This window comes from Roseateles sp. (genome assembly GCF_036404855.1).
Taxonomy (GTDB): domain Bacteria; phylum Pseudomonadota; class Gammaproteobacteria; order Burkholderiales; family Burkholderiaceae_C; genus Pelomonas.
On the sequence record NZ_DASWYS010000354.1, the window covers coordinates 13,957 to 39,137 of the forward strand.

General features: G+C 67.0%; 22 protein-coding genes. 5 read left to right on the forward strand and 17 right to left on the reverse strand.

Translation table 11 applies throughout. The annotated features are described in order from the left end of the window. Positions 1-15: 15 nt before the first annotated feature. Positions 16-390 (reverse strand): hypothetical protein, encoded by a 375-nt coding sequence (locus VGF12_RS23605; protein WP_331178489.1) that lies wholly within the window; start codon positions 388-390, stop codon positions 16-18. Positions 391-565: 175 nt separating this feature from the next. Here VGF12_RS23605 and VGF12_RS23610 point away from each other — a divergent pair, with 175 nt between their 5' ends. From VGF12_RS23610 to egtD, 3 genes are all read left to right on the forward strand, one after another. After that, positions 566-949 (forward strand): VanZ family protein, encoded by a 384-nt coding sequence (locus VGF12_RS23610; RefSeq protein WP_331178490.1) that lies wholly within the window; start codon positions 566-568, stop codon positions 947-949. Positions 950-1,058: 109 nt separating this feature from the next. Then, positions 1,059-2,201 carry an ergothioneine biosynthesis protein EgtB gene (gene egtB / locus VGF12_RS23615; protein WP_331178491.1) on the forward strand — a complete coding sequence of 381 codons (1,143 nt, stop codon included), beginning with the start codon at positions 1,059-1,061 and terminating at the stop codon, positions 2,199-2,201. Next, positions 2,198-3,172, forward strand: a complete 975-nt coding sequence (gene egtD / locus VGF12_RS23620) for an L-histidine N(alpha)-methyltransferase (RefSeq protein WP_331178492.1) — start codon at positions 2,198-2,200, stop codon at positions 3,170-3,172. Before egtB ends, egtD begins: the two co-directional genes overlap by 4 nt. 33 nt (positions 3,173-3,205) lie before the next feature. On the opposite strand, the gene VGF12_RS23625 is transcribed toward egtD, so the two are convergent. From VGF12_RS23625 to VGF12_RS23675, 11 genes are all read right to left on the reverse strand, one after another. Further along, a complete protein-coding gene (locus VGF12_RS23625; protein WP_331178493.1) occupies positions 3,206-3,781 on the reverse strand; it encodes a Rossmann fold nucleotide-binding protein in 576 nt (191 codons plus the stop codon). Positions 3,782-4,032: 251 nt separating this feature from the next. Next, entirely contained in the window at positions 4,033-4,725 is a 693-nt protein-coding gene (urtE, locus tag VGF12_RS23630; RefSeq protein ID WP_331178517.1) for an urea ABC transporter ATP-binding subunit UrtE, read from the reverse strand. Between the two features lies 1 nt (position 4,726). After that, entirely contained in the window at positions 4,727-5,560 is an 834-nt protein-coding gene (gene urtD, locus VGF12_RS23635; protein WP_331178494.1) for an urea ABC transporter ATP-binding protein UrtD, read from the reverse strand. After that, positions 5,557-6,603, reverse strand: a complete 1,047-nt coding sequence (gene urtC, locus VGF12_RS23640) for an urea ABC transporter permease subunit UrtC (RefSeq protein ID WP_331178495.1) — start codon at positions 6,601-6,603, stop codon at positions 5,557-5,559. The genes urtD and urtC overlap by 4 nt, the downstream gene beginning before the upstream one ends. After that, a complete protein-coding gene (urtB, locus tag VGF12_RS23645) occupies positions 6,600-8,141 on the reverse strand; it encodes an urea ABC transporter permease subunit UrtB (protein WP_331178496.1) in 1,542 nt (513 codons plus the stop codon). The genes urtC and urtB overlap by 4 nt, the downstream gene beginning before the upstream one ends. 130 nt (positions 8,142-8,271) lie before the next feature. Next, on the reverse strand, positions 8,272-9,522 hold the full coding sequence (urtA, locus tag VGF12_RS23650) for an urea ABC transporter substrate-binding protein (protein ID WP_331178497.1): 1,251 nt from the start codon (positions 9,520-9,522) through the stop codon (positions 8,272-8,274). 267 nt (positions 9,523-9,789) lie between these two features. Next, positions 9,790-11,034 carry a fumarylacetoacetase gene (fahA, locus tag VGF12_RS23655; protein WP_331178498.1) on the reverse strand — a complete coding sequence of 415 codons (1,245 nt, stop codon included), beginning with the start codon at positions 11,032-11,034 and terminating at the stop codon, positions 9,790-9,792. Beyond that, positions 11,031-12,314, reverse strand: coding sequence for a homogentisate 1,2-dioxygenase (gene hmgA / locus VGF12_RS23660; protein WP_331178499.1), 1,284 nt, complete (start codon positions 12,312-12,314; stop codon positions 11,031-11,033). Before hmgA ends, fahA begins: the two co-directional genes overlap by 4 nt. Further along, positions 12,307-12,507 carry a DUF2783 domain-containing protein gene (locus VGF12_RS23665; protein WP_331178500.1) on the reverse strand — a complete coding sequence of 67 codons (201 nt, stop codon included), beginning with the start codon at positions 12,505-12,507 and terminating at the stop codon, positions 12,307-12,309. Before VGF12_RS23665 ends, hmgA begins: the two co-directional genes overlap by 8 nt. After that, the gene (locus VGF12_RS23670; RefSeq protein ID WP_331178501.1) at positions 12,504-14,081 is read right to left on the reverse strand and encodes an FAD-dependent oxidoreductase; all 1,578 of its coding nucleotides are present in this window, start codon (positions 14,079-14,081) and stop codon (positions 12,504-12,506) included. Before VGF12_RS23670 ends, VGF12_RS23665 begins: the two co-directional genes overlap by 4 nt. A 4-nt stretch (positions 14,082-14,085) precedes the next feature. Next, the gene (locus VGF12_RS23675; RefSeq protein WP_331178502.1) at positions 14,086-15,054 is read right to left on the reverse strand and encodes an MBL fold metallo-hydrolase; all 969 of its coding nucleotides are present in this window, start codon (positions 15,052-15,054) and stop codon (positions 14,086-14,088) included. Between the two features lie 69 nt (positions 15,055-15,123). Between VGF12_RS23675 and VGF12_RS23680 the strand changes: the two genes are divergently transcribed. After that, positions 15,124-15,849: an IclR family transcriptional regulator gene (locus tag VGF12_RS23680; RefSeq protein WP_331178503.1), complete on the forward strand. Its 726-nt coding sequence runs from the start codon at positions 15,124-15,126 to the stop codon at positions 15,847-15,849. A 58-nt stretch (positions 15,850-15,907) separates the two neighbouring features. On the opposite strand, the gene VGF12_RS23685 is transcribed toward VGF12_RS23680, so the two are convergent. From VGF12_RS23685 to VGF12_RS23700, 4 genes are all read right to left on the reverse strand, one after another. Continuing rightward, on the reverse strand, positions 15,908-17,248 hold the full coding sequence (locus tag VGF12_RS23685; protein WP_331178504.1) for an aspartyl/asparaginyl beta-hydroxylase domain-containing protein: 1,341 nt from the start codon (positions 17,246-17,248) through the stop codon (positions 15,908-15,910). Continuing rightward, positions 17,245-17,985 (reverse strand): hypothetical protein, encoded by a 741-nt coding sequence (locus VGF12_RS23690; RefSeq protein ID WP_331178505.1) that lies wholly within the window; start codon positions 17,983-17,985, stop codon positions 17,245-17,247. The genes VGF12_RS23685 and VGF12_RS23690 overlap by 4 nt, the downstream gene beginning before the upstream one ends. A gap of 101 nt (positions 17,986-18,086) precedes the next feature. After that, on the reverse strand, positions 18,087-20,126 hold the full coding sequence (locus VGF12_RS23695) for an alpha/beta hydrolase family protein (RefSeq protein ID WP_331178506.1): 2,040 nt from the start codon (positions 20,124-20,126) through the stop codon (positions 18,087-18,089). A gap of 124 nt (positions 20,127-20,250) precedes the next feature. Then, a complete protein-coding gene (locus VGF12_RS23700; protein ID WP_331178507.1) occupies positions 20,251-22,803 on the reverse strand; it encodes a TonB-dependent receptor in 2,553 nt (850 codons plus the stop codon). Between the two features lie 326 nt (positions 22,804-23,129). On the opposite strand from VGF12_RS23700, the gene VGF12_RS23705 reads away from it, so the two are divergent. Beyond that, positions 23,130-24,203 (forward strand): class I SAM-dependent methyltransferase, encoded by a 1,074-nt coding sequence (locus VGF12_RS23705; protein WP_331178508.1) that lies wholly within the window; start codon positions 23,130-23,132, stop codon positions 24,201-24,203. Here the strand turns inward: VGF12_RS23705 and VGF12_RS23710 are convergent. Continuing rightward, positions 24,200-25,141 (reverse strand): DMT family transporter, encoded by a 942-nt coding sequence (locus tag VGF12_RS23710; RefSeq protein WP_414710192.1) that lies wholly within the window; start codon positions 25,139-25,141, stop codon positions 24,200-24,202. The two genes, VGF12_RS23705 and VGF12_RS23710, sit on opposite strands and share 4 nt — an antisense overlap. Between the last annotated feature and the right edge of the window lie 40 nt (positions 25,142-25,181).

The window sequence follows — 25,181 nt, forward strand, 5'->3', positions numbered from 1 at the left end:
GGCAGTGACAACACCTCAGTCCGGCCCGCGCCGCAGCACCACCGTGTCCTTGAAGGCCTGCGGCTTGTCCGTCGGCGACGGGGGCTTCAACAGCGATTCGGCGTACAGCCGGGCCGCTTCGGCCGCGTCCTGCACCGGCGCCGGCGCCTGGCGCGGCGCAGGCCGGATGGCGAGGCGCAGTTCATGGGATTCGCGCTGCAACTGCTCGATCTGGCGGCGCGCCTGCGCGACCTGCTCCAGCACCTGCTGCCGCGACTGCTCGACATGCAACACACGCTGGTGCTCGGACTTCACGCGGCGCGACAGCCACGCGTACGTGGCGGCTGCCGCCAGCAGCGCACCCAGCAGGAAGGCGCCCCCCATCTGCATCATGACCTGACTGCCCGTCATCTTGCTCTCCCTGGCACCGATGCTGGTGCCTGCGGCAACTGTATCGACACCCCCGGCCTGCGCTCACGGGAGCAGGCCGTATCGAGCAGGTTTTGCCCCAGGACGTCATCAATCCGCAGGCCCCTGCGTCCTCGAACCTCGGGAACCGTTGGTCGCCGGCCACAATGCGGCCGCCATGTCCCGCCTGATCCGCTTCGCCACTGCCCCTGGGCAGCGCCCCCTGTGGCGCGTGCTGCTTGCCGTCCTCCTCGTCGCCATCACCTGGCTGGCCCTGGTCCCCGCCCCGCCGCAGGTCGTCAGCACCGGCTGGGACAAGTCCAACCACGCCCTCGCATTCGCATCGCTGGCATTCGCCGGCGTCTGGGCCTGGTGCCCCCGGCCTCGGCAATGGGGATGGCTCGCCGTGGCCCTGCTCGCCTACGGCGGCGCCATCGAGATCGTGCAAAGCATGATGCCCCCGCGCACCGGCGACGCCCTCGACCTGCTGGCCGACGGTTGCGGCATCGTGCTGGGCCTGCTGGCGGCCTGGCCCGTCACGGCCATCGCGCGCCCGCGCTGACTCGGGCTCGGGGAGTCGCGCGGGCGGCTCAGCCTAGGGATACCGTCCTACAGCCAACTGCCCTTCACTGACATACCGTTGGCAGCAGTTTGCGATACGGTCGCTCTCCATGCTGAACGAGTTGCTTCGCGCCACCCGCGCCCACACGTTGGCCCTGGCTGCGCCCCTGTCCGGCGAGGACGCCCAGTTGCAGTCCATGCCCGATGCCAGCCCCGCCAAATGGCATCTGGCCCACACGACGTGGTTCTTCGAAACGCTGGTGCTCGAGCCGCACCTGAACGGCTATGCCATCTTCGATGCGCGCTGGCCCCGCCTGTTCAATTCCTATTACGAAAGCCTGGGGCCGCGCCATGCGCGCCCGCAGCGCGGCCTGCTGAGCCGGCCTTCGCTCGATGAGGTCAGGGCCTACCGCGCCCATGTGGATGCGGCCTTGTCCGACCTGCTGCCCCATGCGCCCCCCGAGGCCCTCGCCCTGATCGAGCTGGGCTGCCACCACGAACAGCAACACCAGGAGCTGCTGCTGACCGACATCCTGCACGCCTTCTCGTGCAACCCGCTGCTGCCGGCCTACGACACGGCGGCACCCCGGCCGGCCGCCCCGCCCGAGCCGTCCTGGCTCAGGCACGCGGGCGGCATCGTTGACATCGGCCACGATGGCGCCAGTTTCGCGTTCGACAACGAAGGGCCGCGGCATCAGACGCTGCTGGCACCGTTCGAGATCAGCAACCGCCTCGTCACCTGCGCCGAGTTCACCGACTTCATCGCCAGCGGCGGCTATCGCGAGCCACTGCTGTGGCTGTCCGACGGCTGGGCCGCCGTGCAGGCTCAGGGCTGGCAGCGGCCGGCCTACTGGCTGGAGGACGGCAGCGTCTTCGGCCTGCATGGCGTGCAGGCCCTGGACCCGGGCGCACCCGTCATGCAGCTCAGCTTCTACGAAGCCTGCGCCTTCGCCGAATGGGCCGGCGCGCGGCTGCCCACCGAATTCGAGTGGGAAGCGGCATGCGGATTGCCGGGCTTCGCCCAGGCCGTCGACCAGGCCTGGCAGTGGACACGCTCCAGCTATGCGCCCTACCCCGGCTTCCGGCCGGCGACGGGCGCGGTCGGCGAATACAACGGCAAGTTCATGGTCGGCCAGCAGGTGCTGCGCGGCGGCAGCCTCGCAACGCCGCCCGGCCATGCCCGGCCGACCTACCGTAATTTCTTCCCGCCGGCCTCACGCTGGCAGTTCAGCGGATTGAGGCTTGCACGATGAAACCAGGAATCGAATGGCGCCAGCCCCGGGCTTCGGCCGACAGCGAGCAGTTCGCGGCCGACCTCCATGCAGCCCTGTCGCGCTCGCCCAAGGCCATTTCGCCCAAGTATTTCTACGACGAGGCGGGATCGCAGCTCTTCGAACGCATCTGCGAGTTGCCCGAGTACTACCCGACACGCACCGAGCTCGCACTGCTCCAGACCCATGCCGCCGACATGGCGGCGCAGATGGGGGCCCAGGTGCAGTTGGTGGAGTACGGCGCCGGTGCGCTGCGCAAGGTGCGCCTGCTGCTGGACGCCATTCCGCGCGACAGCGTGCAGTTCGTGCCGGTGGACATCTCGGGCCCGCATCTGCTGGCGGCCTGCGACGGTCTGGCGGGCGACTACCCCGGCCTGGCCATCCAGCCTTTGGTGGCCGACTTCACCCGTCCGCACACCTTGCCACCCTGCCCCGACGGCAGCCGCCGCGTCGGCTTCTTTCCGGGCTCCAGCATCGGCAACTTCACGCCGGCCGAGGCCGACGCGTTCCTGCGGCTCGCGGCTGGCGAGCTGGCCGGTGGCGGCCTGCTGATCGGCATCGACCTGGAGAAGGATCACGACACGCTGCATGCGGCCTACAACGACGCCGCCGGGGTCACCGCCGCCTTCAACCTGAACGTGCTGGACCGGGCCCGCAAGGAGCTGGACGCCCAGTTCCCGCAGGACGGCTTCGAGCACCTCGCCTTCTACAACCCGGCTTACCGGCGCATCGAAATGCACCTGCGCGCCAGGCAAGCGCTGGAGCTGGCACTGGGCGGCGAGGTCTACACCTTCCACGAGGGGGAGACCCTGCACACCGAGCACTCCCACAAGTACACGGTGTCGGGCTTCCAGGCGATGGCCGCGCGGGCAGGCTTCAAGCCGGGCAAGGTGTGGACGGACGCGAACGGCTGGTTTGCCGTGCTGTGGCTGGAGGCAGGACAGCACGAATGAGCCGCCGGCGCTCCTCATGCGCCCGTCGGCCCTCTACCTCTTGCCCGGGCCGATCTGCGCCCCATCACTCGAGCCTCGACTTGAGGACGGGGAGCGAATGAGCTGCAGCTGGCGCAGCTGACTCTCGAGTTCGTCAATGCTCCTCCACGCCAGGATGGGCGAGTTCTCGCGCTCGTCGGGTGGGTTGGAAGGCAGCGAATCGGACCACCCACCGCAGCCGACCAACGGCAGAAGCGGGCGCTTGTGCAGCCACGCAAGACAGACTTCGGAAATCGTGCCCGCACGACCGCCGATGACGAGGCAAGCATCCCCCGCCAGGGCCATGAGGAGATTTCTTGCGTCGCCCATGCCGCACGGCACGACGACGGTGGCAGGCCAGTCGGGCGGTGGCATCTCACCGGTCGGCACGATGCTGAGCACCGTGCCACCGGCCGCGACGGCACGCTCCGCCGCCACGCGCGTGGCAGGACTGCCGCAACCGCTGACCAGCGTGATGCCATGCCGCGCCAACGCGGCGCCGGCCTCACCGGCCAGCTCGTAGGCGGCGGAGCCCGGTTTGGCGCTGCCAAGCACGCAGACTTGCGGCTGTCGAAGGGACGAGGAAGACACGGCGACTGCCTTTCGGACCAGGGTTTGAACGGGACGGCCTCGATGCCAGGGCCAGGCCCCGCTGACGCGCCAGCTGCGGCTGCTGCACCGAGGCCGCGTGACTTGACGGGATGGCCTGTCCCAACGCGACGATGCGCGATCAGGCGCAGGAGGATGGGCCTGACGCGCCGGCGAGCCGAGCGTCGCGCCGGCGTGCGTGCATCATGCCCGCAAACGGTCGTGCGCCGCCCGTCGGTATTGAGAAGCGCATCTCAGATCGCCAACCGCTCCCGCACGCCGTCTGCGGCCATGTCCGCCCCGCGCCCACGCATCACGATCTCGCCCCGCTGCATCAGCAGGTACTGGTCGGCCAGCGCTTCTGCGAAGTCGTAGAACTGCTCGACCAAGACGACCGACAGGCCCTTGTCGTGAGCCAGGTGCTTGATGACACGACCGATGTCCTGGATGACGTTGGGCTGGATGCCTTCGGTGGGCTCGTCCAGCAGCAGCACCTTCGGTCCGGGCGCGAGCGCCCGGGCAATGGCGAGCTGCTGCTGCTGCCCCCCCGACAGGTCCCCACCACGGCGGCTGCGCATCTTGTCGAGCACCGGGAACAGCTCGAACAGCTCCTTGGGCAACGGCGTGCCGGCCGGCTGGCTGGCCAGGCCCATCTGCAGGTTCTCCATGACCGACAAGCGCCCGAAGATCTCGCGCCCCTGGGGCACATAGCCCAGGCCGGCGCGCACGCGCTGGTGGGTTCGCAGCCTGTTGATGCCCTCGCCGGCAAGCGTCATCGTGCCGGAGGTGGTGGGCACCACACCCATCAGACTCTTCAACAGCGTGGTCTTGCCGACGCCGTTGCGGCCCAGCACGACCGTGATCTCGCCGGGCTTCAGCGCAAAGGAAAGCCCGCGCAAGATGTGCGAGCCGCCGTAATGCTGGTGCAGGTCTTCGACCCTCAGGATGTCATCGGCCAAGGTACACCTCGATCACCTTCTCATCCGACTGAACCTGGGCCATCGTGCCTTCAGCCAAGGTCTGGCCCTCGTGCAGCACGGTCACCGTGCGATGGGTGGCAGCCAGTGTCGCGACAAAGCTCATGTCGTGCTCGACGACGACGAGCGAGTGCTGACCTTCCAGGCTCAGGAAGAGTTCGGCCGTGCGCTCGGTCTCCTCGTCGGTCATGCCGGCGACGGGCTCGTCCAGCAGCAGCAGCTTGGGGTCTTGCGCCAGCAGCATGCCGATCTCCAGCCACTGCTTCTGGCCGTGGCTCAACAGGCCTGCAAAACGGTCGTGTTCCTCAGCAAGATGAACCGTCTTCAGCAGCTCGCCGAGCCGGTCGCGCTGTTCACCGCTCAACCTGGCGCGCATCGCGAAGCGGGCGCGGCGGTCGCCGGCCAGGGCCAGCTCCAGGTTCTCGCTGACCGTCAGGGCCTCGAAGACCGTGGGCTTCTGGAACTTGCGGCCGATGCCGGCGCGGGCGATCTGCTGCTCGTTCATCGTCCGCAGATCAAGGTTGCTGCCGAAGAAGATGCGACCGCTGTCCGGCTTGGTCTTGCCAGTGATGCAGTCCATCGTCGTCGTCTTGCCCGCCCCGTTGGGGCCGATGACGCAGCGCAGCTCGCCCACGCCCACCGTGAACGACAGGCCGCCCAGCGCCTGGAAGCCGTCGAAGGCCACCCTGAGGTCTTCGACATACAGCGCCACGCCCTGGTTGAACACCGGGCCGGACTCGTTGACGACGCGGGTCAGCGCCCGCGAGCGGGCTGCCGCCCCCGCTTCGAGAAGCTCCGGCGTCATTTCTTGAACCTCCTGGCAAGGCCGGCCAGGCCGGTCGGCAGGAACAGCGTGACGGCAATGAACAGCGCGCCCAGCACATAGAGCCAGCCCTCCGGCCACCAGACCGTGAAGACCGACTTGGTGCCATTGACGAAGAACGCGCCCAGCACCGGGCCCAGCAGCGTGCCACGACCACCGACCGCGGCCCAGATGGCCATTTCGATGCTGGCCGCAGGGCTCATCTCGCTCGGGTTGATGATGCCCACCTGCGGCACGTAGAGGATGCCCGCCAGCGCGCACATCAGCGCGGAGATGACGTAGGCGCTGAGCTTGAAAGCGACTGGGTCGTAACCCAGGAATCGCACGCGCCCCTCGGCGTCGCGGATGGCTTGCAGGATGCGCCCCCAGCGACTCTGCGTCAGCGCGCGAGCGATCAGGTAGCAAGCGATCAGCGCAAGGCCGCTGGCCACGCACAGCGCCACCTTCATGCCCGGTGACGTGATGGCCAGACCGGCGATGCGCTTGAAGTCCGTGAAGCCATTGTTGCCGCCGAAGCCCGTCTCGTTGCGGAAGAACAGCAGCATGGCCGCCACCGTCAAGGCCTGCGTGATGATGGAGAAATAGACCCCCTGGATACGCGACCTGAAGGCGAAATAGCCGAACAGGGCAGCCAGCAGGCCCGGCACGGCCAGCGCCAGGATGAGCTGACCGACCAGCGAGTCGCTGAGCGCCCAGTGCCAGGGCAGTTCCTTCCAGTTCAGGAAGACCATGAAGTCCGGCAGGTCCGACTGGTACTGCCCGTCGCGGCCGATCTGGCGCATCAGGTACATGCCCATGCCGTAGCCGCCGAGCGCGAAGAACAGGCCATGGCCCAGCGACAGGATGCCGCCGAAGCCCCAGATCAGGTCCAGCGCCAGCGCACAGATGGCGAAACACAGGAACTTCCCGAGCAGGCCGACGTAGAACTCGCTGAGGTGCAGCGGGTGGCCGGGCGGGAAGGCGAGGTGCAGGAACGGCGCGAGAAGCAGCACGACGGCCACGGCGATGAGGAGGGGCTTCTTCATTCGACTGCCCTGCCCTTCAGTGCGAACAGGCCCTGCGGCTTCTTCTGAATGACAAGGACGAGCAGCATCAACAGCGCAATCTTGGCGAGGACGGCACCCTGCCAGCCCTCCAGCAGTTTGGCCAGCACACCCAGCCCCAGTCCCGCGTAGACGGTGCCCGCGAGCTGCCCGACCCCACCCAGCACGACGACCATGAAGGCGTCGACGATGTAGCTCTGGCCGAGATCGGGACCGACGTTGCCGATCTGGCTCAGCGCACAGCCGGCCAGGCCGGCGATGCCGGAGCCGAGCGCGAAGGCCATCGTGTCGACTCGCGCCGTGTTGACGCCCACGCAGGCCGCCATGCGGCGGTTCTGCGTGACGCCACGCACCATCAGGCCTAGGCGCGTCTTGGCCAGCAGGAGTGCCATGCCGCCCAGCACCAAACCGGCGAAAGCCAAGATGGCGAGGCGGTTGTAGGGCAGCGTGAGGTTGGGCAGCAGCGCCCAGCCGCCCGACAGCCAACCGGGGTTCTCCACCGCCACGTTCTGCGCGCCGAAGAGGCTGCGCACGCCCTGCATCAGCACGAGGCTCAGGCCCCAGGTGGCGAGCAGCGTTTCCAGCGGCCGGCCATAGAGCCAGCGGATGACGGTCCGCTCCATTGCCGCACCGACCAGCGCGGCCGCGAGAAAGCTGACCGGCAGCGCGATCCACAGGTAGTAGTCAAAGGCCGCCGGCGCCCAGGCGCGAAACCCCTGCTGCACGCAGTAGGTCGCATAGGCACCCACCATCAACAGCTCGCCATGGGCCATGTTGATGACACCCATCAGGCCGTACGTGATGGCCAGGCCCAGGGCCACCAGCAGCAGCACCGAGCCCAGGCTAAGCCCCGAGAACAGCAACTGGGCCCGCTCACCCCAGGCGAGCCGGTCGGCGATATCGGCCGCGGCCCGCTGCATGGCGGCCTTGACACCCGGGTCGGCCTCGGTACCGAGCTTGTCGAGCAACAGCGCCCGCGTCGCCGGGTCGGCACTGCCGGCCAACTCGGTTGCCGCGGCACGGCGCTGTATCGGGTCGGGGGATGACAGCTTGGCACCGGCCAACAGCGCATTCAGCTGCGCGCGCAGCCCGGCATCGCTTTCCGCCGCCAGCGCCCGTTCAAACAGCGCGAGCTTGGACGCGTCCGCATCGTCGCGCAACGTCGCCAGCGCCCTGGCCCGCGTGCCGCGGTCCCTGGACATCAGGTCCAGCCCCGCCAGCGCCGCCTCGATCTCGCGGCGCATGCGGTTGTTCAGCATCGGCTCCTCGGCATCCGCCGGCGCGGCCGCGCCTTCGGCAATGACGAGAGCCTGCCCACCCTTGAGCCACACGCGACCGTCCTGCATCGCACGCAGGAACGGTGCGAGGGATTCATCGCCCGCGGCCATCGCCTGCTGCAACGCCGCGACGCGGTCGTCACCGTCGCCCGCGGCGATGCGCGACGCCAGCTCGGGCGACAGCGCCCAGGCCGACAAGCCGCTCAACGAAAGCAGCAATCCAAAGAGAAGTCGTTTGACCATGACGATCCAGACGAACGCAATCCAGCGCCATGCAATGCACGCGCGCTCATTCAGCGGCCGCCGTGGCACTGGCCTTGCCAGGCCACGGGCGGCGCTCCCTGGCGGGAGGCGCTTTCGCGCCTCGCCGGGATCACTTCACCGGCTCGTCCTTCTTGCCCTTGTTCTCGGGGATGTAGGGGCTCCACGGCTGGGCCTTCACCGGGCCGGGCGTCTTCCACACCACGTTGAACTGACCATCGGCCTTCACCTCACCGATGAAGACCGACTTGTGCAGATGGTGGTTCTTCTCGTCCATCTTGGATGTGATGCCCGACGGCGCGGTGAAGGTCTGGCCGGCCATGGCGGCGATGACCTTGTCAGTGTCGGTGCTGCCGGCCTTCTTGACGGCCTGGGCCCACATGTTGATGCCGATGTAGGTGGCCTCCATCGGATCGTTCGTCAGCGGCTTGTCCTTGTGGCCGGCAATGTTCTTGGCCTTGGCGTACGCGCTCCACTTCTTGATGAAGGCGTCGTTGGCCGGTGCCTTGATGGACATGAAGTAGTTCCACGCGGCCAGGTGGCCCTGGAGCGGCTTGGTGTCCACGCCGCGCAGCTCTTCCTCGCCCACGGAGAAGGCCACCACCGGCACGTCCGTGGCCTTCAGGCCCTGGTTGCCCAGCTCCTTGTAGAAAGGCACGTTGGAGTCACCATTGATGGTCGAGACGACGGCCGTCTTCTTGCCCTCGGCGGCGAACTTCTTGATCTTGGCAATGATGGATTGGTAGTCCGCGTGGCCGAAGGGGGTGTAGTCCTCCATGATGTCGGCGTCGGGGATGCCTTTGGAGTGCAGGAAGGCGCGCAGGATCTTGTTGGTCGTGCGTGGGTAGACGTAGTCGGTACCCAGCAGGACGAAGCGCTTGGCGCCGCCGCCGTCCTTGCTCATGAGGTACTCCACGGCAGGGATGGCCTGCTGGTTGGGCGCGGCACCGGTGTAGAACACGTTCTTGCTGAGCTCTTCGCCCTCGTACTGAACCGGGTAGAACAGCAGCGAGTTGGTCTGCTCGAACACCGGCAGCACCGACTTGCGGCTCACCGACGTCCAGCAGCCGAACACCACGGCGACCTTGTCCTGCGAGATCAGCTGCTTGGCCTTCTCTGCGAACAGCGGCCAGTTGGAGGCCGGGTCCACGACGACCGGCTCCAGCTTCTTGCCCAGCAGGCCGCCCTTGGCGTTGATCTCGTCGATGGCCATCAGCACGGTGTCCTTCAACACCGTCTCCGAGATGGCCATGGTGCCCGACAGCGAATGCAGCACACCGACCTTGATGGTGTCAGCAGCAAAGGCGGCGGGGGCGAACAGGCTGGCACCAACGGCCAGCGCGAGTGCGGAACGGCGAAGCATCGGGATTCCTCCGGGTTGGGTGTGAGGGGTCGAGTAGCCGAAAGGCAGGAGCGCAAGCCCCGTGCCAGCCCCTTGCACTTCGTCATACCCCGAAGGCCCGCCCGGGTCGCACGGTTGTGGCGAGTTACAGCCCCGCCAAGGTGCATCCCGCACCGTTGACGCGCCGCAGCATCTGGCCGCCGCACGGAAACGGGCCGCCCATGCCCCGGTTTGATTCAACCCACCAGGCCGCGCAAGACCTGGCCAGGGCCCGATGCATCGCCCGCCTCAGCGGGCGGGAAGGATCACCCCGTCACAGGGCCCAAATCCGATGCGACGAAACCCCGGCTTCTGCGCAAACGCGCGCAGGCCGAGCTGGTCGCCGTCCAGCAAGAAGGTACGTTGCTCGCCCGTTCCGTCAGCGGAGGGCAGCGCGATGGGCTGCTTGCCGCCCTGCGTCAGCTCCAGCAGCGAGCCCGCCTCCTCGGGTGCCGGGCCGCTGATGGTTCCGGTGCCCAGCAGGTCGCCGGGCTGCAGGTTGCAGCCGTTGCTGGCGTGGTGTGTCAGCATCTGCGCCAGCGACCAGTAGGCATGGCGCAGGTTGGAGCGGGACAGCCTCACGGGCTCCGCCATCGAGGGCGTCTTCAGCCAGACCTCCAGCTCGATGTCGTAGCCTGCACTGGCGCGATGGGCGGGCGAATCCAGATAGGGCAGCGGCTGCGGATCGCCCTCCGGCCGCGTGAAGGGGATCCGGAAGGGCTCCAGCGCCTCCATCGTGACGATCCACGGCGAGATCGTCGTGCCGAAGTTCTTCGCCAGGAAGGGACCCAGCGGCTGGTACTCCCAGGGCTGGATATCACGGGCCGACCAGTCGTTCAGCAACGTCAGGCCGAAGGCATGCTCGTCGGCCTCGTCGATGCCGAAGGGCTCACCCAGCGCGTTGCCCGGACCGACGAACAGGCCCAGCTCCAGCTCGCAGTCGATGCGCGCGCTGGGCTTGAAGACCGGTACTTCGGCGTCCGGCGGCTTGACCTGACCCTTGGGACGGCGCAGCGGTGTGCCGCTGACGACGATGGAGGAGCTGCGGCCGTGGTAGCCGATGGGCACCCACTGGTAGTTGGGCAGCAGCGGGTTGTCCGGCCGGAACAGCCTGCCCACGGCGCGGGCGTGGTGGATGCCGGTGTAGAAGTCCGTGTAGTCGCCGATGCGGCAGGGCAGCGAGAACTCGGCTTGGGCCTGCGGCAGCAGTTCGACCTCGGGCGCACCGGCCTTCAGCGTGTCGAACAGGCGATGGCGCAGCGCGCGACGCTCGCTGCCCGGTCGGGCCATCAGTGCGTTCAGGTCGGAAATGCCCCAGGTGCTCAGGTCCAGGATCTGATCCCCGATGCCCACGCCCACGCGCCAGGGCTCCAGAGAACCTTGGCGGCGGAACGAGCAGAACGGCAGGTTCTGCAGCGGGAAATCGGTGGCCGGATCGTTGGCCGAGACGACCCAGGAGCGGGCCGCAGCGTCGTGGGTGTGGTCGATGCTCATGCCTTGAATTCTTCCTTCAATCCTTGCCAGCAGGCGGCATAGGCCGCCTCCAGCGGGGCGTCGCGCAACGCCCAGGCCGTGGGCTTGAGCGGCCAGCGGGTCTCGAACATAAAGGCCAGCGTGGCGTCCAGCTTGTGCGGCTTCAGGTCGGCTTGGCTGGCCTTGTCGAAGGCCTCGGTGTCGGGGCCGTGCGGCACATAGCTGTTGTGAAGGCTGGCACCACCGGGCTTGAAGCCTTCGGGCTTGGCGTCGTACTGTCCCAGCACCAGGCCCATGAACTCGCTCATCACGTTGCGGTGGTACCAGGGCGGACGGAACGTGTCCTCGGCCACCATCCAGCGTGGCGGGAAGATGACGAAGTCCACGTTGGCCCAGCCGGGCGTGTCGCTGGGGCTGGTCAGTACCGTGAAGATGCTGGGGTCTGGGTGGTCGAAGCTGACGGTATTGATCGTCATGAAGCGGGACGTGTCCCAGCGGTAGGGCGTGAGATTGCCATGCCAGGCGACGACGTTGAAGGGGCTGTGGGCCTGCGTCGCGCGCCAGAGCTGGCCGCCGTGGCGCTTGACGATCTCGTACTCGCCGTCCTCCGCCTCGTGCCATGCCACGGGCGCCTCGAAGTCGCGCGGGTTGGCGAGACCGTTGGAGCCGATGGGGCCCAGCTCCGGCAGCCGGAAGGCCGCGCCGAAGTTCTCGCAGACATAGCCACGCGCTGGCGTATCGAGCGGATCGACCTTGAAGGCCAGGCCGCGCGGCAGCAGTGCGATGGAGCCGGGCGCCACCTCAAGCCGCCCCAGCTCGGTCGTCACGAGCAGGCGCCCCTGCTGGGGCACGAGCAACATCTCGGCGTCGGCGTTGACGAGGGCGCGGCGACCCATGGCCTTCGTCGCGACATAGGCCAGCGCGCCCATGCCCTGGATGCCGGGCTCGCCGTTGACGGCATAGCTGCGCAGGCCGTCAACGAAGTCCGCATCGCCTTGCAGCGGCGTCGGCCCCCAGCGCAGCGGGTCGGGCGGACTGCACTCACCAGACGCCGCACCGCTCTTCCACAACGCATGCGCCAGCGGCGCGTAGCCGCCAACGACCACCGACGGTCTGCGGCGGTACATCCAGGTGCGCTGGTTGTCCGCCCGCGGCGCCGTGAAGGCGCTGCCCGACAGCAACTCGGCATACAGGCCCAGCGGCGCGCGCTGCGGGCTGTTGCGGCCGATGGGCAGCGCGCCGGGAACAGCTTCGCTGCTGTGCTGATTGCCGAAGCCGGTCAGGTAGGTCAGTTCAGTCATGGTGTTCGTGAGCCAGTGCGAAGGCCTGTCGCAGCACCTCGCGGTCGCCAATGTGGTTGCACAAGATCAGGGTCAGTCGCGCCATCCAGTCGGCAGCCTGCTCGTCGCTCAGGCCCGCCTGGGCCGCGATCAGCTCCGCGTAGAAGGCATCGGCCTCGCGGCCGAAGTTCGGGGTCAGGGCCAAGTTGCTCACTGCGGTCTCCCATGGGCGCGGGCCAGCGCGGCGCGCACGGCCGCGGCGTCGAAGCGCCGCCAGCGCGCGGCGATGAAAGCATCCGGGCGGATCAGATAGACACTGCCCGGCTCGGCCCCGTAACGCTGCGCGGCCAGGCCGTCCGCGGGCAGCGCCAGTACGTGGCCGTTGAAGTCCACCGCGGCGCCAAACGCCAGCAGCGTGAAGCCGCCGTGCTGGAACTGCTCGCCGAGCCATCCGTCGTCCAGCGGCGCGTCGGGTGCAACGCTGCCCGGCGCGGGGCCGCCGTTCCAGGCATCGATGTCTGGGGTGTTCAGCGCGGATTCCGGGCAGTCGGTCGGCATCGACAGCCGCCCGCTGTTGACCAGCGGCTTCGCGAACTCGGTGTGGGCGGCCAGGTTCAGCGCCGCCTTGCGCAGCCGCAGGCTCAGCGCGCTCTTGGGGCTGATGAAGTCGGTCGCGCGTGTGGAATGGCCGATGTTGTCGTCGGCAGCTGCAATGCGCTCCGCTTCATAGCTGTCCATCAATCTCTCGCCCCCCTCGCCTTCCAACACGGCGGCCAGCTTCCAGCCCAGGTTGTCGACATCCTGGACGCCGCTGTTCGCGCCTCGCGCGCCGAAGGGCGAGACCTGGTGGGCGGCATCCCCTGCAAGCATCACCCGCCCCACGCGGAACCGCTCGGCGCGGCGGCAGCAGAACTGGTAGATGGAGGACCACGCCAGCTCGAACCGGTCCGTGCCGAGCATCTCCGTGACACGCGCCTTGATGCGCTCGGGGTCGCGCTCGGCCTCGACATTGGCCTCGCGGCCGAGCTGGAAATCAATGCGCCACAGCCCGTCGGCCTGCGCGTGCAGGAGCACGGACTGCCCCCGATGGAAGGGAGGATCGAACCAGAACCAGCGCTCAGGACGCGCGGGGTCCAGCCCGCGTGGCCGCGCTCCAGGCGCGAGGCGCACGTCGGCGATGAGGAAGCGGTCCTCGAAGACCTGGCCCTGAAAGCCCAGGCCGAGCAGCGTGCGCGTGGGGCTGCGTGCGCCGTCGCAGGCAACAACCCAGTCGGCGCGCATGTCGAACAGGCCGTCGGGGGTTCGCACATTCAGCGTGACGCCGACCTCATCCTGCTCCAGACCGATCAGCTCGTGCTTGCCGCGCAGTTCGATGCGTTGATCGAGTTGCACGGCGCGCACCAGCCGCGCCTCGACCTGATCCTGCTGCAGATTGACCATGGCCGGCATCTTGTGATGGCTCTCGGGCAGCAGGTCGAAGGCATAGGCCTCACGCTCGCCGTGGAAGACGCGGCCACGCTGCCAGCGCACGCCCTCGCGGGCGACGGCCTCGCCGATGCCGAGACGGTCGAACACCTCCAGCGTCTTCTTGGCCCAGCAGACGGCACGCGAGCCGCTGCCGATCTGGTCGCTGTCGTCGATGACGACGACAGGCACATTGCGCTTCGCAAGGTCCAGCGCAAGCGTCAGCCCGACCGGGCCGGCACCGACGATGACGACGGGCCGACGCTGCGGCTGGCCGGAGCGCTGCTCCAGGCTCTGGTGGTAGGGATAGCGCGGCAGGTCCACGAGATCAGGCTCCTTCCAGGGCCTTCCACATTTCCACGTCGCGCTCCGCCGTCCAGATGCGCGGGTGCGATGTGCCGCCCGCCTCGTCGTAGGCACGCGTGACGTCGAAAGGCATGCAGTGGTCGAAGATGACCCAGTGTCCGTACTTGGGCCGCAGTGCGGCCATCGTGCGCTGGTAGACGGCCTTCAGCTCTTCGCCGGCTTGCACGCCCGACTGCACGGCCGCGTACAACTCGCTGACGAAGGCGCGCGTGCCGTCCAAGCCTGAGGCGACCTGCGCGGCCCCCTTTAGTGCCGGGCCGCGGCCGGGCACGAGGGCGCTGGCGTTGAGGGCCGCAATGGCCCCCAGCGTGGCAGGCCAGTCGGTGAAGTGGGCGTCGCCGCAATAGGGCGTCGCATCGAACTCAACAAGGTCGCCGCTGAACAGGACTTTCTCTTGCGGCAGCCAGGCCACCGTGTCGCCGGCCGTGTGGCCGCGGCCGGGCGAGAACATCTCGACCTTCACGCCGCCCAAGTCCAGCGTCAGGCGCCCCGAGAACGTCAGCGTGGGCCAGGTCAGCCCCGCCGGCACGGACTCGACGTTGCGGAACAGCCGCGGGAAGCGGCCAATCTCGCTGGCCTTGTCCTGCTCGCCTCGCTCCTGGATCAGGGCCAACGTCGCATCGCTGGCAATGATCTGCTCCAGACCTTCGGCCTTGAAGGCCGATGCGCCGAGCACACGCACCGCGTGGTAGTGGCTGAGCAGCACGTACTTGATCGGCACGGCGCTGACCTCGCGGATGCGCCGGATCACGTCAGCCGCCATGACGGGTGTGGCCTGGGTGTCGATCACCATCGCCGCGTCGCGGCCGATGACGATGCCGGTGTTCGGGTCGCCTTCGGCCGTGTAGGCCCAGGCGTGTTCGGACAAGCGCTCGAAGGTGACCTTCTTTTCTTCCAGGTCGGCTTGAGAGGCAAAAGCTTTGGCGGTCATGACGGGCTCCAGGGTCAGGTTTGAAATTTATCCTATTCCAAACGAATTCACCAATATAGAATTTTCAACATGGTCAATACCAAGGGTCCGCGGGGCATTCAGAGCATCGAAGTCGGGGGGCAACTCCTGCTGGCGCTGGCCCATCGCGGCCGTCCGATGGCGCTGAAGGACCTGGCCCGTGAGGCGGGCATGGCGCCGGCCAAGGCCCATCCCTACCTCGTGAGCTTCATCAAGCTGGGGCTGGTGGAACAGGATGGCGGCAGCGGGCCTTACGGCCTCGGGCCACTGGCCATGCAGTTGGGCCTCATCAGCCTGCAGCAGTACGACCCGGTGCGACTGGCCACGCCGGTCATCGAAGAGTTGGCCGTGCAGCTCGGCCACACCGTGGCCATCGCCGTCTGGGGCACGCACGGGCCCACCATCGTGCGCGTCGCGGAGGGACCGACGCCTGTGCATGTCAGCATGCGCCACGGCACGGTCATGAGCCTGGCAGGCACGGCGTCGGGACGGCTGTTCGCGACCTGGCGCGCCGAGGAAGCCGCCGCACTGGGCGTCCCCCTGCCCGACACCACCACGACTGAGACCGTTCGCCGAGACGGCCTGGCAACATCGCGAGATGGCGTCGTCCCGGGCGTCAGCGCGGCCGCCGCCCCCATCTTCGAGGCATCCGGACGGCTGGTGCTGGCGCTGACCGCCATCGGCCCCAGCGCCAGTTTCGACACCGCTCCCGAGGGCGTGCTGGTCGGCACGCTGCGGGATGCCGCCGCACAACTGTCACGCCGGCTGGGTCATTGAAGCTCGTCAGCCCTCGGGTCTCGGCGCGGCCCTGCGGGGCAGTCGCGCCTGGGGTCGCTCATGACGCCGAGGAATACACCGGAGCGTAGTTCTCGAACGCGCCGATCTGTTCGACCAGATGCTTGACAGCGATCCGCTCCACCGGCGTCAGATGGGGATTCCAGCAATCCATCAGCAGCACGACGCGCGTCTGCCCTGAGCGGTTCCAGGCTTCATGCCTGTAGGTGTCATCAAACATGACCAGTTCGCGCTCGCGCCAGGCATGCTCACCGCCGCCATGCACATTGAGCGCGCATTCGGGCGGCACCAGCAGCGGCAGGTGCATCACGAGCCGCGTGTTGGTGACGCCATGGTGCGGCATGATGTGCGTGCCTGGCTGCAGCACCGAGAAGCAAATCTCCGGCGCCTGCGCCTGGACATGGCACAGATCGGCGGACTTCAGAACCGCCGAGGTGGCCGGGCAGCGCTGATGGTTGTCAGCGTAGATCTTGCCGTGGCGATAGAAAAAGAACGCATCCCACGCTGGGTCGGCGCCTGCGCCGCCGAGGTACTCCGCTTTGCTCTGTCCGGGCTGGAACTTGAGAAAGCCCTCAAGCCCGACCTGCGCGTCCAGCACGTCCAGCGCCTCGGTCCGGATCGCCTCATAGCCATCCAGCAGGTTCTGCGCCCAGGGGTGCAAGAAGGGGTCGTGGTACGGGCCCTCGGGTAGGCCCGGGAAATACAGGAACTTGGGCGCTTGATGAGCGCTGCGCGGAGCGTCCTGCGCACGACCCTGATACACGGCCATCGCGTGCTCGACACGCCGCAGGTCGTCCGGGCCGAACTGGTTTCGCAGGTGCGCCAGGCCATCGCTCACGCAGGACTCGGCCGCTAGGTTGACCTGGGCGATGATGTCCTTGATCTGCGGCCGCCAGGCGGGGGGCGTGGTCTCCGTGCTGAGCAGGAAGCCGGCCTTCTGCCCGCGCGTGAGGCCTTGGTAGCGCGCGCTGCTGGCCAGATCGATCCGACCCATGCGCTCCAGGGCTTCGCCCAGGGCCAGCCATCCCACGAAGTCCGTCGGATGGCGCGCGACAAGCCTCTCCAGCGTGGCAACACCTTCAGGCAACCGATCGGCGCGCAACAGGTTCTGGGCCAGCAGCAGGCTGGCACGCACATCGGCCGGATCTGTGTCATGGGCCCGGCGTGCCAGCGACAGCGCCTGAGCCTCGTCGCCTCGCCAATCGGCCAGCTCGGCCAACAGCAGCCAGGCCTCGGCACATTGCGGCTGCTCCGACACCAACGCGCGGAGCTCGAGCTCGGCCGAGACCGTCTGCCGTTGCTCGAGCAGGCCATGGACACGCGCCAACCGGGCCTGCAACGCAGGCTGCCCGTTCGGCGATGGCGCCAGGCGCTGGCTCATTTGCCTGCCTTGATCGCAGCCTCGTCGTCCTCACGGAAGCGTCGGTTGGCGCAGTCGGCGGAATAGCTGGCTTGCACGTCGATGAGCGCATCTGCCTCGTCGGCCAGGGCATCGTTGCGCTTGTTCCATGCGGCCGCCCGATCCTCGCCGCCACGCATCCCGTTGGCCTTGTTGATCAGGTCGTCGTAGATGGCCACTTGTTCCGACCGGGCCTGTTCAAGCCGCTTGGTCTCACGCTCCAGCTCGATGCGCTCCTGCCTCAGCACGTTGCCGCGCCGGTCCGCGTTGCGCATCTCCTTCTTGGTCGCCTCGAAGGTGGCCATCCGCTCGTTCCAGTCGTTGACGAGCTCCGCATTGGCCTTGACGGCGGCATCTGCCTCACGGACGCGCGCGAGTTGCGCATCGACATCCGCACGGATCTTGACGATGGCCGGGTCAGGCTGCGACACCAGCTCGCGGTCCTTCTTCAACTGCTCGGAACGCTGCGCGATGTCGGCCTTGCGAGCATCGATGTCGGCTTTTTGCTTCATGCATGCACGAAGCTCCTCTTTGCTCAGCAGGTTGTCGACCGGCTTGGCGGCGGCAGGTTTGGCCACGGCGGCTTTTGCGGCGGCGGGTTTGGCCGGGGCCTGCGCTGCGGCCGGGCCGGCGAGGCAGACGGCGCAGGCCATGCCGACAGCGCTGGCCAGGAGGTGACGGCGGCGCGCTGCGGAGGTGCGGGGGGGCATGAAATCCATGAGCGGTAGCTCCTACTGCGGAAAAAGAGAAGGCGGCGGGCTGGGATCTGCCGCCGCAGTGATGTGGCCGGGTCAGGCCGTCCTGGGGTCGCCTCGGCCGGTCAGTTGCGCTGGCCCAGATTGCGGGCCAAGAACTTTTCGACGCGGGTCCAGAAGTCGATCTTATTTTCTTCCAGCATCCAGCCGTGGCCTTCGCCCTCGTAGACACGCCATTCAACATCCTTGTTGCCCGCGGCTTGCAACGCGTCGCGCATCTTCACACCGTGCGGCAGTGGCACGCGCATGTCCTCGGAGCCGTAGGCCATCAGCACAGGCTGCTTGATCCGCGCGGCCTGGCGCAGCGGGGAGGTCGCACGCAACTGCTCCGCATCGCTGTCCGGATCGCCGACCATCTTGGGCATGCCGTAGCGCATCCACTTGCTACCCATGAAGTCGCTCCAGCCCACGTCATACATCAAGCCGATGTCAGTCACCCCGACCCAATTGATGCCGGCTTTGTAGAGCTCCGGTTCCTTGGCGAGGCCCATCATGGTGGCGTAGCCGCCATAGCTCGCGCCGGCGATCACGACCCGCTTGGGATCGGCCAGTCCCTGCTGGATGGCCCAGCGGGTTGCATCGGTCACGTCGTCCTGCATGGCCAGGCCCCACTGCTTCCAGCCGGCCTTGAACAGCGTGTCGCCATAACCCGTGCTGCCGCGGAATTCGGGCTGGACCACCAGATAGCCGCGTGAGGCAAGAAACTGGGAATCCGGATGGAAGCCCCACTGCTCGCCGCGAACGAAGGGGCCGCCGTGGACCAACACGACGGTTGGCCATGGCCCCTTGCCCTGCGGACGAGTGACCAGGACCGGGAACTCCTGCCCGTCGCGGGCCTTGATGCGCACGAAATCCTGCTCGGCCATGCGTGCAGAGTCGAGCCAAGGCCGGCTGGCCGCCAGCAGCTGGAGCTTGCGCGTGGCGCGTTCGTACAGGAAGTAGACCGGACTCTGTCGATCGGAGTACGAGGTCACGATCAGATGCTGGGCCTGGCTGCAGTAGTCACAGGCCAGGTAATTGACCGTGCCGTCGAGCTGCTTGTCCACGTCCTGTTGAATCGTCCGCATGGCAGGGTCGAACCAGGCCACGCCGACAGCATCGGTCAGGTAGCGGATACCCAGCGTCTTGCCGGTGCCGGCGTCGATCAGCACCTTGCCTTCGAAGTCATAGCCCTTGAGCGTCAGCAAGGGCTTGTCGAACTGGGCATCGGGCTTGGGACTCAAACGGAACACCGCGGTGGTCCGCGCACCGGTCATGGTGCCTGCATCGATGGCGCTCACGAAGAGCTGCCCGTTGCTGTCGATGGCCAGCGGCGTCCAGCTCTCGGACTGGGGTGCGTACAGATCGAACCGGCTCAGGACCGTCCATTCGTTGCCACCCGGTGCGCGCCACATCACGCGGCCCTTGGTGCCGCTGTCATTGGTGATGGCGAGGCGCGGCTCGCCACGGCGGTCGAGCAGCCACTGCATCACCTTCTCGGGCGCGCCGACAGGTGTGATGTTGCGAACCGCGCGGGTGCGCGTGTCCAGCCGCAAGATGGCAGTTCGCGCCTCCTCGGAGCGGGAGAACACGTCGTAACGGGCGATGAAGACATCGTCGGTGCCATCGTTCGCCGCGCTGTGGAACACGTTCCACTCGGGCAGCAAATTGCGATCAGCGGCGCCCATCGTTCGTTCATCGCTGCGGCGCCTGATCAGCTTGGCGAAATCGCTGCCATCGGCATCCACCGCGAACAGCCCAGGCGCCACCTGATCGCCAACGGGCGCCTGAAGGTCCACCGCACTGAAGTACAAGCGCTTGTCATTGACCCAGCCGAAGTCCGCCACGTCGGCGTCACCGAAGCGCGCAACCCCCACAAATCGGGTTGGATTGGCGATATCTGCCACGCCCAGCGTCATGCGGCCTTGCTCGCCCGGGATCAGCATGGCGATCTTGTGGCCTGACGGAGACAGCTTGGGTGAAGCAGCAGCCGGCGAGCGGAAGAAATCTCGCACGCTGGTCGCTGCACCTTCAGATTTCGCTGCCTGCACGCCCTGCGAAAAGGCGATCAGCAGAGACAGGCAGCCCAAGGCGGCCGATTTCGTCATCCATGAGATCTTGGTCATGATGGGTAGGCGGCCGGGCCGCCCATTCAACGCTCAATAAACAAGAAGCCGCAGCAATTGCTCGCTGCGGCTCTTCTGCGGATGACGGGATGGCTACGCCATCCCGTCAAGGGTCAAAGCCCGATCAGAACTTCTGTTCGAAACGCACGTAAGCCTGGCGGCCGTACATGTCGTACAGGTAGTAGTTGAAGGGCTTCTGGTCATACGGCGAACCAACCAGGGCCGGGTACTTCTTGCCCAGGTTGACGGCACCGATGGTCAGCTTCGCGCCGCTGATGAAGGACGGCTTCCAGGCCACCTGGACGTCGTGCGTCACATAGACCGGAACATTCGGCTCGTTCTCACCGCCGCCATTCTTGCCAATGGCGTTGATGTTCCAGGTCGCATCCACGGAACCCAGCGACCAGTTGGTCGACAGGCCGATGCGATCCTTCGGAGCGCCCCAGGTGCCATTGAAGTCAACACCGTTGGTGACCGCCTTGGTCTGGTGCGACCAGGTCAGCTCGTGGCGGAAGTTGCCGATGCCGGCGTACTTGTGGGTGAAGACGGCATTGAAGTCGACGCCGGCATACTTCAGCTTGCCTTCGTTGGCCGAGCCCGAGACGATCTGCAGGATCGTGCCGCTGGCGTCGCGGCGGATCGACAGGCCGTTCGGGATGGGCAGCGGCGACTTGCCGTTGTCACGGTCCACGATGCTCTGCGCCGACACGAACGAGATGACGTCGTCGATCTCGGTGTTCCAGTAGTCAAGCTTCAGGGTCAGGGCCTTGGTCACGTCCCAGGCTGCGCCCAGGCTGAACTGCTTGGACTTCTCCGACGACAGGGCCGGATTGGAGATGCGCAGGCCGTTGATCTGGAACGATTCGGTCTGGCACTCGGCCGGCGTGTAGCCGCCGTCCGCGGCGCAGTGGCGCGGGTCGATCACGGTATCAGCACTGAAGGCCGGCTTCTGCGTCAGGTCAGGCAGGCTCGGAGCGCGGAAGCCGCGACCGATGGAGCCACGCACCGTCACCTCGCGGGTCGGCGCCCAGCGGATGGACGCCTTCGGCGAGAAGTCGCTGCCGTAGTCGGAATAGCGCTCGTAGCGAGCTGCCAGCGTGGCTTCCAGCGTCTTGCTGAAAGGCAGCAGCAGTTCGGCCGAAGCGGCGTCCACCTTGCGCGAACCCGAAGCCGAGCTGCCCGAGCTGCCCAGCACTTCGCCGGCTTCGCTGAGGGAGTCGTAGATGTCTGCGTAGACTTCCTTGCGGTGCTCGACGCCGAAATAGACCTTGGCCGCGCTGCCACCCATCTTGAACAGCTCGGTGGTCGCGTTGGCGTAGATCTCCGTCTGCGTGAACACGCTGTCACGGCCGGTCGTGGTCGTGATGGACTTCAGGACGGCGTCAGAGTTCGAGAACGGGTCCTGGATGTTGTACTTGCCGCTGTTGATCGCGGCAGTTGCCAGGCCCTTGACGACGAAGCCACGGCCCGTCTCGACCAGCTTGGACGACGTGCGACGCACACCGGCCTCGATGTCGAAGTTGCCAGCCGTGCCTTGCACGCCCAGGGCGATGTCGGTCAGGTTGCCGTCGGTCGACGTGTCGCGATTGCCGGCCGCCGCGAAGCGGTGAGCCAGGAAGACCGGGGCGTTCGGCGTGGTCGAAGTGTTGGCAACGCTGCCAGCATCGATCAGGATCGTGTCCGGCACCGGCGCGTAGCGGCCGAAGCTGGTGTTGTTGGTATTGGACACGTTGACGAACGCGGTCCAATCCTTGGAGATGTTGTACTCGCCGCGGGCAAAGATGGACTTTGCACCGGTGGCGGCCTCATCGGCGGCAACCAGGTTGAAGTCATACACGCAACGGCCGTTGCCCGCCACGTAGAAGCCCTTCTCGGCATTCGTGCAACCCGCGTTGCCGCGCCAGCCGGCTTGACCGATGTTGGCGAAGTAACCGCCCTCGCCGTCCGAAACAGCTTGGTAGAAGGCATTGCCGTACGACGAAGCGCCCTTGGCTGCGCCCCAGGGGTAGTCGCGCACGAAGATGATGTCGCGCTTGGTGTGAGAGACACCGGCCACCAGACGACCCTTGTCGGAGACGAGGCCGATCATCGCGGAAGCTTCCTCGCGATCGCCGCCCTTGGTGGAAGGATTCGTCTTGCCCACCATGTAGTGGATGCCGTCGAAGTCCTTGCGCAGGATGACGTTGATCACACCGCCGATGGCGTCCGAACCGTAAACGGCCGAAGCGCCGTCGGTCAGGATTTCGATGCGCTCGACAGCGGCCATCGGGATCGAGTTCATGTCGGCGGCATCGCCGACGTTCGGTGCCTTGGCCAGGCGACGGCCGTCAACGAGAACCAGGGTGCGGTTGGAGCCCAGGCCGCGCAGGTTGGCGCCAGCGAAGGACTGTGCCGACGAACCCGATTGCGGACGGAACTGGCCGGCGCTGGAGAAGGTGGAGTTGCGGATGAACTCGGCGATGGTGACCGCGCCGCTGTCTTCCAGTTGCGCACGGGTCACCACCGTCACCGGCAGTGCGCCTTCAGCCGCTGCACGCTTGATGCGGGAGCCGGTAACCTCGACGCGCTCCAGCTGTTCTTGCTGTGCATCCTGGGCAAAAGCCGGCGCAGCAGTCAGGGTGACACTGCCGCCAATCGCCAGCAGCGCTGCTGTGCAGACTTTGGACTTCTTGAACATTAAAACTCCTTGGTGGTACAGGGCGGGGACCCTTGAACGCCGGCTTGTCTTCGTGAGACAGGCGGCACAAATTGCTACTAAGCGCGGCGTATTGTGCGGATGCAAGCTATCAGACAGCGAAGGGAGTTCCCCTGTCGCCAGTTAGCTCCGATTCAGAAAGTCATGCATGACCTTCGGCAGACCCCTTTGGATAAATCGTTTAAAGACATTGACTTAGCGTCGATTAACGAAGCAAATTGTCAGGAGCTGCCGGTACATTCGATGCGCTTGGAGGCCGGTGAAGTTCATGGAAGCTTTACGGCGCACCGTCGTCGAACTGCAACACTTTGGGTGAATGCGGCATTGCTGCAACCGCCCTTGTGGGTAATAACCCGAGGTTGCCCTTGCCGCAGAATCCGCTGATGGAAACAGCGCCTGCAACCCGCGAACACACCTGGTCGCGCTATTGGTCCACGGGCGTCATGCACTCCTGCGCCGGCAGCTATGACGCGACTTACTCCGGTGCGATCGGGAGCTTCTGGCGAACCGCCTTCCTGGCACTGCCGCAGGACGCCCGGGTGCTGGACCTGGCCTGCGGCAACGGCCCGCTTGCCCACCTGCTGGTGACGCTCCCCGAAAGGAGCGATCTGCGCTGCGACGCCGTTGATTTGGCCGACATCGCGCCGCCCTGGCTGGCCGACCTGGCGCCTGAACAGCGTGCGCGGGTCTGCTTCCGCGGGCGCTGTGCGGTGGAACAACTGCCCTTCCCCAGCGAGAGCTTCCAGCTTGTCGTGAGCCAATGGGGGCTCGAGTACAGCGACCTCGACCGGTCAGTGCCGGAGCTGTTGCGGGTGCTGGCACCAACTGGCCGCGTGCAGTTGTTGCTGCATCACGAGGATGCGCTGCCCGTTCGCCTCGCCGCACATGAAATCGAGCACATGGACTGGCTCCAGGCAACACGCGGCTTCATGGATGCGGCCACAGCGTTGCTCGCGCCCATGGCCCAGGCGGGCACCGCCGAGGGGCGCGCGCGGCTGGCCGGCGACACAGATGCCACTGCGGTGCGAGAGCGCTTCAACGACCTTCAGGCTGAGCTCCAGGCTCGCATCGACCTGGGCCAATGTCCAGACGTGCTTGCCGAGGTGCGACACCGCGTCAGTCAGGTCATCGGCTTGACCGTCCAGCAAGGCGAGGCAGCAGGCCGCTCGGCAATCACGGCCTTGAGCCAGGATCTGGCCGACGCACGTCTGCGCCTGAAGGAGTTGCGCGATCACGCCATGGATGAAAGCAAGGCTGCTGCGCTGGCGAAGCGCCTGACCGGATCGGCCGATTACGGGCTGACCCCCTTGGTCGATCGCGGGCAGATACTGGGATGGGCGCTGACCGCAGAGGCCGGTCGAGGCTGCGGCAATCTGCCTTAGGACCTGCCCACCAGCGCAATGCCCGCCAACACCAGCATGCTGCCAAGCATGAAGCTGGGCGCCAGCGTCTCGCCCAGCAGCCAGACGCCGAGCACAACGCCAAACAGGGGCGTCAGAAAGGCGAAGGCGCCGAGTCGCGACGCCAGGTAGCGGCGCAACAACCAGCACCAAGTCAGAAAGCTCGCGAAGGACACCACCAGGCTCTGAAAGCCCAGATGAGCCCAGACGACGGCCGTGGGCTCGAACTGCCATTGCCCGGTGAACCAGGCGCCCGGCAACAGCAGCACGAAGGCACCGAGCAACTGATAGAGCAGCGTTTCCGTCGCCGGTGCCGAGGCCAGCTGGGAGCAACGGATGGTGACCGTCGTTGCGCCCATCGCCAGGCCGGCCATCACGGCCAGGAGATCACCCAGCAGCGCCCGCCCCTCGCCGGCGGCGCTGTTCATGCCGTCAAGGAAGGCCAGCGCAATGCCGCCAAAGGCCAGCACGATGCCCGCCCAGCGCCGCCGATCGAGCCGCTCCGCCGGCAGCAGCCAGTGCAAGCCCAGAGCCGTGAACAGCGGCGACGTGTAGAGGAACACGACAACGTGAGCCGCCAGCGTGAGTTGCAGCGCAAGGGCCACCAGCAAGTACTCCATGCTGAACAGCAAGCCCGCGCCGGCGCCGGCCAGCCATCGCCGACGATCGAGGGCCTCGCCACGCCAGCGCATCAGCCCTGCCAGCAGCACCAGCGCGATGCCGGAGCGCAGGGCCACCATCAGCATGGGACTGACCTGCCCCGCCACGGACTTCAACGAGACCTGCTGCAAGCCCCAAAGAAGGCACAGCAACAGCATGATGCTGCCCGCGCGGGCGTCGAGGGGGCCGGCCGTGATGCCGTGCGAGCGTGCAACGGCGGCGGGAAACGCCGCTGCGCCGGGGTGGGCAAGGTACTTCATGGCGCCAATGTGCCGCTCGCCCTTCAATCCGAAAAGCGCA